Source organism: Sedimentitalea sp. (assembly GCF_039973035.1).
GTDB lineage: Bacteria > Pseudomonadota > Alphaproteobacteria > Rhodobacterales > Rhodobacteraceae > Sedimentitalea.
On sequence record NZ_JBDWLR010000026.1, the window covers coordinates 14,710 to 29,681 of the forward strand.

Below are 14,972 nucleotides of genomic sequence, written 5' to 3' on the forward strand. Positions count from 1 at the left end.
GTATTCTTACCGCTCCTTTGACCACCTATCGTGTCGCAAAGGAGAACACAGATGGCATCATGAACGACCGATAAATTCCGCGCCCCGCGCGCTTTTGCGAATGTACGGTTCCCGATCCATGAGCGCTGCTTGAACGTTGTTGTTGTCAACTTTCAGGGTGACCATCGGGCTCGAATCAACCCTACGAGCCTCTGGCAGCCATTTTCGGGTGTGAAAGCTAGTCGTAGTGCAGCCCAATCTTCGGGAGAATCTCCGAGAACGAACTCGAATATTATAGCGTCAGAATAAATCTCAGATGCATTGTCCACGGTTGATGCCGGGGCAGCGTAAGGTTCATGTGGTGCGGCAATGACTGCCCGAAATGGAAACTCTGTGACAAACGTGGATATAAAACTGCTTCCAGTCATCATGATGGATTCGCCAGATCCTTCCGCATATCCCCAAGTATAGATTTTACTATCCAACCAGAGTTCTTGGATCGACTCTTGGTTCAAAACTCTATCTGATTCAAAATCGACATACGCGGAAGGAGATACTCGGACCCCTCTCTCGCTATGCACCATTTCTGATAGCGTTCTTCCGTCCTCAGCATAGAGCGCGTTAAGGGAAACCAACGCTGCCGCTTCAGGTGATTTTGGGCAAACGGCCTCCGCCCAAAGCGGCATTGCTATGGTGCACACGAAGCTTAGTGCAACGCTCAAATTCAGAGTGCTGCGAACCCAAAATGCCATGCTTACGATAGCAATACCTCCCAAGTCTTAGGCCCAACGATCCCATCTGGAACCAAGCCATTTCGCTGTTGAAACGCTCGCACAGCTGCTTCTGTGTTAGGACCGAAGTCGCCGTCAATACTTACACCTACTTTGGCCTGAATCTCTTTTACTAAATCGCCTGTGGCTGGACGACGCAATGTTGGTCGACCATCAGCGCTTTCTGCTGGGATAATTGGTCGCGGCACACCTGTGCCATGCATAAACTCATGCACCTGCGTTCGGAATGAATCCATATCGTCATGATCGTTTTTATCCATGTCAAAACTTGGATCAGGCTTGCGTCCCGCTGGCCGTGCAAACTCCTTATGCCCGCAACACATGATTGCCGAAGCGCCGATGTGGTTCAAAATTGCAGCACAACCACGCGCATAGGCATCCATCTGCACCTCAGGCCACGGGAAATCATTGCTCCTGCCTGTATTCTCTGCCTCGATACCTATGAAGCTTGAGTTACCGGTTGTCACGCCTTGCCACATACCTCTTCCGGCATGGTTGGCAACTCCTGCCGCAATAACAAAGAACGTTCCATCCCTGCCGAGTCCCAGTTGGGCGAGCGGTCCAGGGAGGTCGCTACGTCCACGGCGGATGACGTTGAGGCTGGGCATAATGCCACTTAGTCCACCTGCCGTATGGTGACACATAATGCCACGAACAGTTCCCATTTCGCGTCGCCCGCGATTCTGCCAGCCGCCCACTTCGGAGACTTTCAGACCAGAGTTCCGCAATACACCCGGCAACCAAGTAAGTTTGAATGCCATTACCCAACTCCTCCCGTTGTGAGTGGTAAATCTACATCTGCGGTTTGTAACTCAGCCTCAAAATCTATATCACAACCATCTAACTCCTCTTCTGCGCTACCAACTCCGCCAAATGTTTCAGGCAAGTCCGCATTCCTCGTCTGTTCTTCTAGTGCAAAATCGACATCGCAACCATCGATGTCCTCGCTCTCAACAAAGTTCGGGGGCATAATAGAAACCTTCCAGTTGATAATTAGAAGTGCGCTTTCTACATAGCATATTTTTTGCCCCATCACGATATTTTCTCGAGATCAGCTTCTTGGAAATGCCCCGCCACTTACAGTGGAAAGGCTAAATCGTCCGGTAAGGTGTCCAAAAATGGGAGTGACCGCTCCGATGAGTGGAAACCTAAAGAGCGGCAACTACACCTTCACCGCAGTCTTCAAGTCTGAGCTGTTCATCTTCAACCGGTAGGGTTCCAGATCTTCGGTGTCCCCGTTTACAAAAATAACCTTTGCGCGGACCGTAAAAGTTCCCCAACTCCAGAAAGTGACCGAGAAGCCGTTTTCGCGACTACGGGAAACGCGGTCTTTGTTTCTGAAACTCGAATGCAACACATAACGCACTTCGGCAACTCGCGCCATCTCAAGCGGGTCGTCAGCTTCCGTCCAGACGCCGACGTGATAATGCCGATTTCTGCCCCCCGGGAATATCTTGAACTTCACCAAACCATCGCGGTTCTTGATCAGGCTGTTGCGTAAATGAAAAGCCACTTTATCCGGCTCCTTCGTCGGGGAGTCTCATGTCGTCATCGGCAATCTCGTTACTCGGCGCATTGTCTTCGAGAGCCTCCGAATTTCCAACTTCGGTCGGCGTGGCGTCGCGGAATGGGCAATCTGGGATGAACTCGGCAATCTCAGTTTGAAGGTCTTTGGTGGGAATTTTCTGCTCCCGAAGCATGCGCTGGACCTTTCCCGACAAAGTCTGGACCTCGAATTCCTCATTACCGTAGTCCGGTTTCCGCGTCGCTAAGCTGACATTCGATGACAGTTTGTCCTGCATTTCGCCCATTTCCATGAAAGCCTTTTGCACAGCACTGGCCTTCTCTGAGGGGTTGATGAGCGCCAGTATTCCACCCACGACAAAGGTTATTATGCCCAATATTGGTACTAGAGAGTTTGATGGGCCAGTCCAATTATTGAACAAGTTGACGGCGTCCGCCGTTGTCAGACCGCCCAACAATATCGTCGTAAAACTTAGAGAAAAGTGCGTGCGTTCAAGGCGATTTCTGCGTGTCTCCAACTCGGCGCAGCCATAGCTGGCAGTTGCCCACGCCGTCTTGGCTATATCAAGGAATTCATCAAATTGATTTTGTGTATTGATTGGCAAGATGAGTGTTGTCTCTTGATCCTATTTTTCCACCTTATAGTTTAAAACGGTCCTCTGCGCAATTGAGCCTCCCCCTTTGAAGTGGTCCGCCTCTATAGTTAGGAAATCGGAGGACCAGAGATGGGGGTCACTGCATAAAAGTGACAGCACTGTCCTGTTCATGAGAACGAACGGAAAACAATTGCGCCCAAAACTGAGTGTAAACAGGTAAGGTTTTGTCCCTTTTCCCGTCCGTAAATCATACTGTCCGTAATCCCATACAATATTGCGATTTAGGGACAGTTATCCGAAGGGCCGCCAAAGGGTCGTTTGGCGGACAAGGCGCCCAGAATGGCTCATCTTGACTGCAGAAATACGATAAATGGAACTATAATCAATGCCTTATGAGACGTTCACTTTAAGTTCGCATGAGCCGTGCAATTTGTTCACTTTTATGCAGTGACCCCTAGTTGGCAGTCCTGTCCTTCCAGAAAAGTCGTTCACTAAGTTGCTTCTTCAGTTCCTTCTGGTCGATATAGTCAAGCGACGAAAGGAACGGGGCGATGGCTTTGACCTCGTGCGAGAACCAACGCATCTGTTGTTCGAGGTCACGGTGGGTTTTCGATTGCCTGGACGCATACCCAGCCGCCGCTAAAAGAACCAATGTCAGCGATCCCGCCGTCACAAGTTCGGCCCAGTTCACTCCACCGGCCGAGGACCGGCCAAATCCGAGGTAAAACTTCGAAAGCAACCAGACGGCCCCAAGCCCACGCGACACCATTGCCACTATCCGCCAAGTGTTCGCCGCCTTGTGTTCGTCAGTTGCGGTTTTCTGGTAGCCGCCTGCGCCTGAGGCCATCATCCCGATGGACCAGAGGCCAACCATGCACTAACTTTCAAATTGGACCACTCAAGTGGGGCTGTTCAGGCAGACGGACGAAAATCGCGCCATTCTTCCCTAGAATCATAGTTCTTGACCGGAAGCGTGCCACTGCTTCATCCTCAAGTTGATTTCAGAACCCTATATGACGAACGTATTTCGGAGTCCGCTGTGGCCAGCACAATCTATGAGTTTCCTTCCTTCAACGGCATGGTTCAGGTTGAAGTGGACGCGCCCGGAGATCAGGGGCCGGTCGCCGTCGGGCGCGACGAGGTGGCCGTGAAAGCCCAGAAGAGCTTCGATGAGGCAATGGCCGGGATACGGCCCATTGCCGAAGGCATTCTTGCACAGACCTCCGGACTCGGCACCCTGCCGAAAGAGGTCCAGGTCAAGTTCGGCATCAAGCTTTCGGGCAAGCTCGGCGCGATCCTCGCATCAACCTCTGCGGAGGCGCACATCGAAATCGCCTTGACCTGGAAGGGCGACGACGGCTGATGCAGCACGAGCGGAACCTCCAAGTCGTGACCGGCCCGATCGCCCGCATCCGCGGCGAGGGCGGCGCGATCTGCGGCACCGGCTTCCTCATCGGTGATCGCCACGTGATAACTTGCGCGCATGTCATCGACGACACCGTGAGGCGCGATCGCGGCACCAGTAATCCACCGAAAACTGAGGTGACGCTGGACCTGCCCTTCTTGGAGCAACGTGGCCTTTCTGCCCGGATCGTGGCTTGGAAACCGATGCGCTCGCTGGCCGGGCTCGAAATTGATCCGGTCTCCGACATTGCCGCGCTGGAACTGGTGGAACCGATACCGGGTGGCGTGGATAGCCGGAACGCGCAGCTCTCGGTGCCCCCACCGGGCACCCCCTTCATCACCTATGGCTTTCCGGCGGGCCTCGATAATGGCACAGAGGCCGGCGGCGAGCTACGCCTGACCGACGCAGGGGGCTGGCGTCAGGTGCGCGATGTCCAAGATCGAGGTTACTTTGTGGAGCCTGGTTTCAGCGGTGCACCGGTCTTTGATACTGGTGACGGCAAGCTACTTGGCATGGTTACGGCGGTAGACCAGGATGCAGAGAGGCGCCTCGCCTTTGTTATTCCGACACCAACACTTTGTCAGATCTGGCCGCTCTTGGCAAAGCCTTACAAAGAGCTGTTCTCCTTCACCGAAGAAGACGCTGATCTGTTCTTCGGCCGCGATCTCTTCATTGAGGAACTCCGTGAGAAGCTTGAGGCGCAATCATACCTCACTCTCATCGGGCCCTCCGGCTCCGGAAAGTCTTCGGTCGTGATGGCCGGGCTTGTTCATCGGTTGCGCCAGGAAGGAGGCTGGGCGGTCGTGGATTGCCGCCCCGGCCGCCGTCCGCTCTATCGCCTAGCATATGCGCTAGAGGCCCTCACTTCGGCACCGACGGACACCGCCGGGGCTCTTGCGCGCCGCGCAACGGAACTCGAGGACCAACTTCGAGGGGATCCGGAGCGGATCGTCGAGCATACCGAAACGCTCTTGTCGCGCCTGCACGGGCGCCAGCGTCTGCTGCTTGTGCTCGACCAGTTCGAAGAGCTCTTCACGCATGACGATGCCGCCCGCGTCGGCAAGGAAGAGGCCCTGGAAGCCTCCGAACGTCAGCGCGAGTTCATTGCGGTGCTCGCTGCGATCGGTCGCCAGGGTCGAAAGTGCCAGCTGCGGGCCATCGCAACCATGCGGGCCGACTTCACCGGTCGAGCGCTTCAGGATCGCGTGCTGTCCGATCTGCTGCGTGATGCCGATGTGAAGCTTGGCCCGATGACACCAGCCGAACTCGCCAGCGCCGTGGAAAACCCGGCATCCCGCTTTGGCGTTTCGTTTGAGCAGGGACTTGTGCCCCAGATCGTCACCGTGAGCGCTGGATCGGTCGGCAGCCTGCCTTTGCTGCAATTCGCCCTCGACCGGCTCTGGCGGCGACAGCAGAACGGAAAACTCACAAGATCAGCCTACAAGGACATCGGCGGTGTCGAGGGGGCACTGGCCGAGCACGCCGAAGACGTCTTCGTCCACCTGGACCCGGAGGGACAGTCTCGCGCTCGCCGGATCCTGACCCGCCTCGTGCGCCTGGCCGGACCCGGCGAGCAGAGCGAGGACACCCGCGCTGTGGTGACGCGTGCCGAGATAGGCGAAGAGAACTGGCGAATGGTTCAGATGCTCACGCAGGAGCGCCTGATCATGACCGGGCGCGCGCCGGAGACCGGTGAGGAAACCGCCGAGGTCATCCATGAGGCCCTGATCCGGGCCTGGCCGCGGCTGCGCGACTGGCTGAACGAAGATCGCGAGTTCGGTCTCTGGCGGCAAAGGCTGAAGGGCGATGTGGCGCGCTGGAACGGGACAAACCAGGACGCTCTGCTGCGCGGCGAACTTCTTGCTGAAGCCGAAACCCGGATGACGTCTCATAAGGACGATCTGAACGACGCAGAGCGCGATTTCATCGACGCGAGCACCAAGATCGCCCGTATCGAAGCGCATAAAAATAAGCGAGACAAAGAAGATCGATTTAAACTGTTGGAGGAAAAGAACGCGGCTCTGGCCACAAACCAGGCACAGCAAAAGAAGTCACTCCGATGGTTGTCTGCGCTCGCGGCCGCCCTTTTGATCGCCATCGTTGGGACCGGATATTTCGCCTGGCAAAGGAACTCGGAACTCGGCAGGGCTATCACTGCAGAAAAATCTGCTGAAAACGCTAGGAAAGACGCCGACAACGCGCGTTTTCAAGCCGAGTCGGATCGCGATCGGGCCATCGATGCCATCGATCTTGCAGACAAGCAGCGCCGTCTTGCCCAAGAGAGCGAGAAACGCGCAATAGATGCGACTGGGTTGGCGATTTCCACTGCGCGCGAAGCCAAAGGTCGGCAACTGGCATCAGACGCCCGTGTCTTGATTTCTGAAGTTGGTGGCGCACAGGTCGCAGAGCGGGCAGCAGCTCTTGCAATCGAAAGCTGGAGATTGCTGCCAGGCGTCCAGTCCTATCAGGTCGCCATAAAATCAATGTCGGAATTGCCTTTGCATCGCATCGAACATGGAGTTTGGGTCTATGACCTTGCCTTTTCCCCGGACGGCACCCGCATTGCAACCGCAAGCGGCGACGGTACCGTCCTCATCCTCAACGTCCAGACCGGTGAAGAAATCGCACGCATCAAACATGGAGACAAGGTCACTGCCGTCGCCTTTTCCCCGGACGGCACCCGCATCGCAACCACAAGTGGTGACAACGCCGCCCACATCTTCAATGCCTACAACGGCGAAGAAATCGCTCGCTTCGATCATGGGGACATGGTTACTGCCGTCGCCTTTTCCCCGGACGGTACCCGCCTCGCAACCGCAAGCTTGGACAACACCGCCTTAATTCTCAACGCTCAGACCGGTGAAGAAATCGCACGCATCAAACATGGGGACAAGGTCCACGCCGTCGCCTTTTCCCCGGACGGCACCCGCCTCGCAACCGCAAGCGGCAGCCTTTTTTTCGATGAAAGTACCGTCCGCATCCTCAACGCCCAGACTCGTGAAGAAATTGCCCGCATCAAATATGAGGGCATGGTTACTGCCGTCGCCTTTTCTCCGGACGGCACCCGCCTCGCAACCGCAAGCGGCAGCCTTTTTTCCAGCGAAGGTACCGTCCGCATCCTCAACGCCCGGACTCGTGAAGAAATTGCCCGCATTACATATGCCAGTTCAGTCAATCCCATCGTCTTTTCCCCAGATGGCAAGCGCCTCGCAATCGGAAGCGGCGACAACACCACCCGTATCCTCAATGCCCAGACAGGACAGGAGATTGCCCGCATCGAACATGGCGGTTCAGTCACTGCCGTCGCCTTTTCCCCGGACGGCACCCGCATCGCAACCGCAAGCGGCAACTTTCTTTCCGATGAAAGTACCGTCCGCATCCTCGACGCCCAGACCGGTGAGGAAATCGCCCACATCGAGCTTAGCGGTTCAGTCACTGCCGTCGCCTTTTCCCCGGATGGCACCCGCCTCGCAACCGCAAGCGACGACAACGCTGCCCGCGTCCTCGACGCCCAGAGCGGCGAAGAAATCACCCACATCGATCATGGCAACCAGGTCTTTGCCGTCGCCTTTTCCCCGGACGGCACCCGCCTCGCAACCGCAAGCGGCAACTTTCTTTCCGATGAAAGTACCGTCCGCATCCTCGACGCCCAGACCGGTGAAGAAATCGCACGCATCGAACATGGGGACATGGTTACTGCCGTCGCCTTTTCCCCGGATGGCACCCGCCTCGCAACCGCAAGTGGTGACAACGCCGCCCGCATCCTCGACACCCAGACCGGTGAAGAAATCGCTCGCTTCGATCATGGCAACGTGGTCATTGCCGTCGCCTTTTCCCCGGACGGCACCCGCATCGCAACCGCAAGCGGCGACAACACCGCGCACATCCTCGACACCCAGACCGGTGAAGAAATCGCACGCATCGAACATGGCGGTTCAGTCACTGCCGTCGCCTTTTCCCCGGACGGCACCCGCATCGCAACCGCAAGTGGTGACAACGCCGCCCACATCTTCAATGCCTACAACGGCGAAGAGATCGCCCGCATCGAACATGGGGACATAGTCATTGCCGTCGCCTTTTCCTTGGACGGCATCCGCATCGCTACCACAAGCAATGATGGCATTGCGCGAATTTTTGACGCTGATCTCGGTCGTATCTTTGAGCGCCTGTGCGAGGAGCGTGCGGGTCGCAATCTGACTCGAAACGAATGGGAGCGTTATATAGGGTTTATCGAACCCTGGCGTCCAACCTGTCCCCAATGGCGAAACGCCGAGAATTAGGCTTTCTCTTTTGTGATGATCTGGATCGGACGCGTATCTTTGGAGGGCTTCGGTCGCACATCAAGCGCATTAAAGATGCGGGCAAAAAAGGACCTAGAAGCAAGCGTTGGATCGCCAGTTAGTCGCATAAGCTCCTTATATGTTTAGCTGAGCGCTCGCCGAACTGCCTCCGGTTCTTTTTCAATTACCCGCAGAAGTATCGCCGCCGGTCCGCTGACATGGCGCTGACCCTGCTCCCACTTCCGGTAGCCCGACAGACTCATACCCATCAACGGAGCCATCTGTGCCTGCGTAAGCGCCGCGTGCTCATCCTGATTGACGCTGGATTCTCATCTTGTTTGTCGCGCTGCATCTCGGGGATCGATCGGTTCATCGACTGTCGCAGGCCCCTGCCCTTTCGCATGAGCCACGGCTTCAGTCAGTGACTGGATCAGATCATCGCTGAATGTGCTCATGGAATTCTAGTCACGCAGCTTGTCCACGCGCTCCTGTCTGGTCCCCTCGGCCAAGCAAAAGCCCATCAATCGAAATGTCCTCGTCTAGGGCTTCCCAGTGCAATCCGCGCCGACTGAGTTCTACTGCACGACGTTGGTCCGGGCTGGCGTGGAGTAGTCGTGGAAACCACGCCAACGGAACGCCGATGGTGCGGCCATCATCAAGTTCGACCCACATGCAATCGTCGTCGAACCGAACCGATCTAGGCGAAATACTCATGCCAAGCCCTTTCCAATGCGTCCCGATGAGTTTCAACCAGCTTTTGCACGCGGTTGAGCGTTCGGGCATTCAGGCCATCATTATAGGCCACTGACACCGCCGGTGTCAGCCAGAATTTCGCCTCGTTGCGTCCATTCCGGACGTGGATATGCGGCGGTTCCCGTGGATCGCCTTCGTTCGAATAGAACAGAAACCGCAAGTTACCTTCACGATAAACGACCGGCACTACCTTCCCTCAACCTTCCGTTCGTACTCGGTCATAAGGATCGACAGCATGTCGGCATAGGTTCGGCGGTCGTCCTTGCAGAGATTACGGAACCGTTCGATCACGTCCAGCGGGGCCTTGATGCTGATCTGGCCGTCCCGGATGGGCTCACGGCTTGGCCAGCGATTCGGCGACATGACAGCCGGAGCTGGAGCGTGGTCACGACCCGACGGTGTGGCTTCAAACTGTTTCAGGCGATCGAGATCAAGCGACCTGGGCATGGCGGGCCTCCTCCAGCATGTCGACGACTTCGGCCGCGAAGGCCTGGGCGTTGACGATGGCCTTTTCGATGCCGTTGACTTCACTCGGGTCAAGCTGACGGAGGCCGCCGCCCATGTTGTGCAGCGAAGAGAACGCTGTACGGCGGTGCAACTCAGTCTCAAAAACCTGCGTAGCCCCACGCAGTTGGCCGTTGATATGCTTTTCCAGCTTACTTTTCACAGCGGCATTGGTGCGGGCGAAGAGGACCGCAGCTGGAATTTCCAACCGGCGCGCCCTGCCCTCCATGGCCACTTGGGTGAGCGTCTCGATCGCCTCGTCTGCGTCCTGCTGTTCGTCGCCCGTTGGCACGATGACCAGGTCAGACTCCGAGATTGCAAAAGATGTAAGCCGCGAAGCGGAACCTTCTAGATCGATTAGAACGAAGGTCGCGCTGGTTCGAGCGGCCGCAATCTCGTCTTGGATGCTGCGTTCACCTTGACTGGTGACGACCTCTATTCGGGGAGGGAGGCCGGCAAGTTTCGACCAACGGGTCAGTCGCGCTGCGGGGTCGGCATCGATCAGAACGATGTCTGTGCCCTGGGCCAGTTCGGTTGCGAGGATGATGGCAGACGTCGTCTTGCCTGCACCCCCCTTGGACGACGCAAATGATATAACGGGCATTTTTGTGCCTTTCTGTTTTTCTGCTCGTGTTCCTGAGTATCCATGGCAGACCCCGTTAAGGGAAGGATTTCCTGAGGTATCCAGGGGAAGAACTGCTGTGCCTGTGGCAGACATGCCATGGCTACTCTAGGGTACCATACGGTATCTGTCGGTACTCCGGGTACAGCGAGTATGTCAATTTATGGCGCATGGCCCTTCCGCTCGTACCATTTTCGGCAAAATCCGATGAATGCTCCATCGGGATGTCGCGGAGACTCGCTCATCCACATGCGCCATTCCTGTTCCAGGAAGTAGACGTCCCATGTAGGGGCAGCCTCACGGGCTTTCCCATAGGCGTCGGCAGACAATCGCACTGTATCCATCGAGCCTGAAACATCGGTATCGCCGTAGATATCCAGAAACTCGGGCTTCGGAGATACTTCCAAAATGTTGTTCAGAAGCCTGAAACGATAATCGGGCATATGAGACTGCACTTCGTCGGCCTTGCAGATCGCTTTGACAAGCCGCTTGAACTCTTTTGAGGTCGAAGTTGAACCCGTCTTGTGCTGCAGTTTGTCCAATCCGATACGCCAGACATCCTGTTTCCCGCAATGCTTCCGCGCCAGCTCGTAGAGACGCCGTTCCAGAGGTTTGCGAAGCTGGAAATAGGCCTTGTGCAAGGTTAAGACGTTCTTATTTTCGATGGCTTTGACGAGCCAATCGCCCATTTCGAGCTCAACGCTGAGCAGCCGCCCTGTCGAGTCCTCCTTCACGATCCGGGCATCCGTGATGAATGAGATCGAACGCCATTCGCCCAGACCGTGATCGTGAATGTTCGTCTCGATCTGAGTGAACTGCAGCCGGGTGAGGGCGCGCCGTAGTGTTGCGTAGGCTTGGCCGGTCGTGTGACGGTTCGTAGCCTTCAGTAGGTCGTGCGCCGAGATCTGGACCCGGCGCCCGATTTCCTGACCTTCGTTCTTGGCCGCCATCAGTTGGCTCAGAACATAAATCAGAATATCACGGTCGAAGACGTTGGCCCGGCCTTCTTCAGCGGCCGGTGTGATCTTCACCTTCACATTCCCTTGCTCATATGAGAACGCCGCCATGTCCTTCTTCACAGAAAGCGAGAAGAGCGGGTGCTCCATCGACGCCCGGTCACTTTTGGGCGTTGCATCCAGTATATCACACACGAATAAATCGGGTTCAGTATGGCGCTGTGGAAGCAGAGCTGTTCTTTTCCTCGGTCGCGCCATTTCTCGATACTCTACCCACCGTTCTTCGACAGTCTACACACCGTCGGGTTCTTCGATACTCTACACACCATTCTTCGATAGTCTACCCACCGTTCTTCGATACTCTACACACCGTAGATGTTAAAAAGGGTCGTTTTACGAATACAAAACAGCGTGTTACGAAGCAGCCGATTCGCGTAACACCTTATCTAACACATATATAACACCAGGCTTGGCGATCAGACTTGGTTCCAATCACGGAATCCCAGCCTATCATCGGTAGAACGCACAGGCTTCAATACCGCTTGTGGTCGTGTCCCAAACACCGCCGAGGACAGCGCATGTAGAGGGGTGGCTGGCCAAGAAACGTGGAATCAGCGTCATCGCGAGAGCCAGAACGACAGCACCCAGACCGAACCAGTGCAGGCGGCTTTGAACCGCTCCACATTGACCTCACGGGCGCGGATATCATCGATCACACCCACTTCAGTCCCTGACGATGACACAGAACGTGGTCGGATTATCCGGATTAACATTCTGCCTGAACTCGGCTCCGATGAGGCTGCACGGCCATTGCCACTCCCGGGGCAGGGCAGGGATCACAAAGCTGGCAAAGAGAAAGGCGGCGATCAAAGCGGCTGAGAAGACCAGAGGCAGGCCCAGAGCCGCTCTGCGGATGATCTGCTGTCTGCGTGCGGATTTCAAAAATACCGGACAGCGATTACGCTAATTCCCGGACAGCCGTTTCAGTAATTCCCGGACAGCTCGGGTACGGCTGATCATCTGCCTGCGATCATGTTTCAGTTTGGATAGTTTCGGTGTTTTCGGCGGAGGTCAAGTTCGCGTTCCGATCCTTTCTGCGCATGCTGTCTCCCTTGAGTTCGATGCGGTGTGCATTGTGGACGATCCGGTCGAGGATTGCGTCGGCAATGGTGGGTTCGCCGATCATGGAATGCCATCCGGATACGGGAAGCTGGGCGGTGATTATGGTGGACCGCCGCTGATAGCGCTCCTCGAAGAGCTCGAGCAGATCGAGGCGCTGCTGGTCGGTCAAGCCATGCGTGCCCCAGTCGTCCAGCACCAGCAGCTGGACGCGGGCCAACTTGTCGACGAGGCGGGGAAATCGTCCATCGAGGCGCGCCATGGCCATGTCTTCGAAGAGCCGGGGCATCCGGACATAGGACACGGAATGATCGAGACGAGCCGCCTGGTGGCCGAAGGCGCAGGCGAGCCAAGTCTTGCCGGTGCCGGTCTGGCCCGTGAGGATTATCTGCTCGCGGGCATTGATCCAGTCGCCTTGTGCGAGCGCGAGGATTTGACGCCGATCGAGCCCCCGGCTGGCGGCGAAATCGACATCTTCGATGCAGGCGTTGGGGAAGCGCATCTTGGCATTGCGCAGCCTGTTGGCGAAGCGTTTGTCAGCACGGGTCGCGGCTTCGCGGTCGAGCATGAGGCCGAGCCATTCATTGCGCTCGAGAGCCTGGCCCGGGTCCTGTTCGGCCAAAGCCTTCCAGGCGTCGGCCATGCCTGTCAGGCTGAGCGCGGTCATTTGGTCGAGTGTGGGGTGTGTCAGCATCTTGGTCTTCCTTCCTTGGGTTACTGGTAATAGCCGGGGCCACGGATATTGTCGTGAACCGGCGTGGCGGTGACGGGGTCTGGTGGCCTCGGGGCCCGATCCAGACCGGTGATCAGGATCGAGCGCACCGAGGCATAGCTGACTGTGCCGACCGTCAGGGCGCGTTCGCAGGCCGCCTCCAGCCTGTCCGCCCCGAACTGCTGCTGCAGGCCAAGCACACCGAGGGCAGACCGATAGCCCTGTTCCGGATGCGGCCTGTCGCGCATCAGGCGCTCGACGAGCGCGGCGGCATGATAGCCGGTGCGGGCGGCCCGGGTGATGAGGCTTTCCGGTGTCATGCCGCCGTAGCGCTGATGCGCCTTTGGCATGTGCTCCTTGACGGTGGTATGCCCGCCGCACTGGCCGCGGCGGTGATGAACCGCAACCCGCTCATGGTTATGGAAAATCTCGATCATGCGGTGAGTGAGCCGGACATCGACCTGACGCCCGATCAGGCGATGTGGCACCGAATAGAAGGCATGCAGAACCTCGATATGGTAATCGGGATGCACCTTGGCGCGCTTCCATTCCGCGTACTCAAAAGGCGCCTCGGGCAAGGGGCTGAGCGCGGGTCGTTCGATCTCTTCGAACAGCTCCCGGCGCGAACGCCCAACCCGCCGCATGGTCCGGACATTGAGATCATCGAGCAGCTCGGCGATGGCCACGTTCAGCGCCTCGATGGAAAAAAACTGCCGGTTGCGCAGGCGCGCAAGGATCCAGCGTTCGACGATCAGCACGGCGCCTTCGACCTTGCCCTTGTCACGAGGTTTGCGCGGCCGGGTGGGCAGCACAGTCGTGTCGTAATGCGTGGCCATGTCGGAGAAGGTCTTGGTCAGCGACGGCTCGAACCAGAGCGGTTTGGCCACCGCAGCCTTGAGATTGTCGCAGACAATCGCCTTGGGCACCCCGCCGAAGAACTTCAGGGCGCGGACCTGAGCCTCGATCCAATCGGGCAGCTTTTGGCTGAGGCTGGCCCAGGCAAAGGTGTAATTGGACGCACCCAGAACCGCGACGAAGATCTGCGCGAGATATTGGGTGCCGGTGGCGGGATCAATCACCGGGACCGTGTGCCCAGCGTAATCGGTCTGCATCACCGCTCCAGCCTCATGGCGGTTGCGATACCGGGGGCTGATGCGGTTCTCGAACTCGCGGTAACGTTCGCAGAACCAGGTGTAGCCATAGCCATCAGGATGCGCCGTTCGGTATTCCTCCCAGAGCAGCACCAACGTCACCCCCTTGCGCTTCATCTCCGCAGCCATCTTGGGCCAGTCGGGTTCGGTCAGATCTCGGGGCGGGCGGCCGACACGCTGGAAAAGGACCTGCTTCAGCGTCGCATCGTCATCGCGGCCAGATGGCAATGGCCAGCAGTTCAGACCTGCTTCCCGGGCGCGGTGCACGTAGGTCGCCACGGTCGTCTTGCTGAGCTTCAGGCGCAGACCAATGTCGCGCACCGAAAGCCCCTGTTCATGCGTCAGCCGCAATATGGTTCGTATGTCTTGCACAGTCATGCGCCTCGCTTGTTTGCGTCGTGGCATGTCCCCTCCCGATCTTGTTCAAGACCGGCAGAATGCCGTGACGGAGCAGGCGATGACCAACCGTGTCCGGGTCCCCGCAGCTGTCCGGGAATTACCGAAATCCCTGTCCGGGATTTACCGAAACGCGTGTCCGGGAATTACTGAAATCCGTGTCCGGGAATTTGCGAAACCCGCA

Annotated in this window: 14 protein-coding genes and 1 pseudogene; 2 read left to right on the forward strand and 13 right to left on the reverse strand. The window is 57.2% G+C overall.

The genetic code is table 11. The features are described from left to right. Positions 1-733: 733 nt before the first annotated feature. The 5 genes from ABJO75_RS06090 to ABJO75_RS06110 all read right to left on the reverse strand — a co-directional run bounded on the left by ABJO75_RS06090 (position 734) and on the right by ABJO75_RS06110 (position 3,764). Positions 734-1,531, reverse strand: coding sequence for an N-acetylmuramoyl-L-alanine amidase (locus ABJO75_RS06090; protein ID WP_348126734.1), 798 nt, complete (start codon positions 1,529-1,531; stop codon positions 734-736). Next, positions 1,531-1,806 (reverse strand): hypothetical protein, encoded by a 276-nt coding sequence (locus ABJO75_RS06095; protein WP_348126732.1) that lies wholly within the window; start codon positions 1,804-1,806, stop codon positions 1,531-1,533. The genes ABJO75_RS06090 and ABJO75_RS06095 overlap by 1 nt, the downstream gene beginning before the upstream one ends. Before the next feature lie 126 nt (positions 1,807-1,932). Beyond that, positions 1,933-2,283 (reverse strand): pYEATS domain-containing protein, encoded by a 351-nt coding sequence (locus tag ABJO75_RS06100; RefSeq protein ID WP_348126731.1) that lies wholly within the window; start codon positions 2,281-2,283, stop codon positions 1,933-1,935. Between the two features lies 1 nt (position 2,284). Further along, positions 2,285-2,899 carry a hypothetical protein gene (locus ABJO75_RS06105; protein WP_348126729.1) on the reverse strand — a complete coding sequence of 205 codons (615 nt, stop codon included), beginning with the start codon at positions 2,897-2,899 and terminating at the stop codon, positions 2,285-2,287. A 445-nt stretch (positions 2,900-3,344) separates the two neighbouring features. Continuing rightward, complete coding sequence (locus ABJO75_RS06110; RefSeq protein ID WP_348126727.1) at positions 3,345-3,764, reverse strand: hypothetical protein; 420 nt, start codon at positions 3,762-3,764, stop codon at positions 3,345-3,347. A gap of 165 nt (positions 3,765-3,929) precedes the next feature. Here ABJO75_RS06110 and ABJO75_RS06115 point away from each other — a divergent pair, with 165 nt between their 5' ends. Together ABJO75_RS06115 and ABJO75_RS06120 are read left to right on the forward strand one after the other, a co-directional pair. After that, positions 3,930-4,253: a CU044_2847 family protein gene (locus ABJO75_RS06115; protein WP_348126725.1), complete on the forward strand. Its 324-nt coding sequence runs from the start codon at positions 3,930-3,932 to the stop codon at positions 4,251-4,253. After that, positions 4,253-8,575: a PQQ-binding-like beta-propeller repeat protein gene (locus ABJO75_RS06120; protein WP_348432390.1), complete on the forward strand. Its 4,323-nt coding sequence runs from the start codon at positions 4,253-4,255 to the stop codon at positions 8,573-8,575. The genes ABJO75_RS06115 and ABJO75_RS06120 overlap by 1 nt, the downstream gene beginning before the upstream one ends. Before the next feature lie 143 nt (positions 8,576-8,718). On the opposite strand, the pseudogene ABJO75_RS06125 reads toward ABJO75_RS06120, so the two are convergent. The 8 genes and pseudogenes from ABJO75_RS06125 to istA all read right to left on the reverse strand — a co-directional run. Then, positions 8,719-8,859 (reverse strand): annotated as a pseudogene (locus tag ABJO75_RS06125) (transcriptional regulator); the annotation flags it as partial. Between the two features lie 181 nt (positions 8,860-9,040). Beyond that, on the reverse strand, positions 9,041-9,289 hold the full coding sequence (locus ABJO75_RS06130) for a DUF2442 domain-containing protein (RefSeq protein WP_348126722.1): 249 nt from the start codon (positions 9,287-9,289) through the stop codon (positions 9,041-9,043). Beyond that, a complete protein-coding gene (locus ABJO75_RS06135; protein ID WP_348126720.1) occupies positions 9,273-9,515 on the reverse strand; it encodes a DUF4160 domain-containing protein in 243 nt (80 codons plus the stop codon). Before ABJO75_RS06135 ends, ABJO75_RS06130 begins: the two co-directional genes overlap by 17 nt. Further along, positions 9,515-9,775: a hypothetical protein gene (locus tag ABJO75_RS06140; RefSeq protein ID WP_348126718.1), complete on the reverse strand. Its 261-nt coding sequence runs from the start codon at positions 9,773-9,775 to the stop codon at positions 9,515-9,517. The genes ABJO75_RS06135 and ABJO75_RS06140 overlap by 1 nt, the downstream gene beginning before the upstream one ends. Next, entirely contained in the window at positions 9,759-10,436 is a 678-nt protein-coding gene (locus ABJO75_RS06145) for a ParA family protein (RefSeq protein WP_348126716.1), read from the reverse strand. The genes ABJO75_RS06140 and ABJO75_RS06145 overlap by 17 nt, the downstream gene beginning before the upstream one ends. Before the next feature lie 179 nt (positions 10,437-10,615). After that, on the reverse strand, positions 10,616-11,668 hold the full coding sequence (locus tag ABJO75_RS06150) for a replication initiator protein A (protein WP_348126714.1): 1,053 nt from the start codon (positions 11,666-11,668) through the stop codon (positions 10,616-10,618). 772 nt (positions 11,669-12,440) lie between these two features. Continuing rightward, complete coding sequence (istB, locus tag ABJO75_RS06155; RefSeq protein ID WP_348126712.1) at positions 12,441-13,223, reverse strand: IS21-like element helper ATPase IstB; 783 nt, start codon at positions 13,221-13,223, stop codon at positions 12,441-12,443. A gap of 20 nt (positions 13,224-13,243) precedes the next feature. Then, positions 13,244-14,797, reverse strand: a complete 1,554-nt coding sequence (gene istA / locus ABJO75_RS06160; RefSeq protein WP_348126710.1) for an IS21 family transposase — start codon at positions 14,795-14,797, stop codon at positions 13,244-13,246. Positions 14,798-14,972 lie beyond the last annotated feature (175 nt).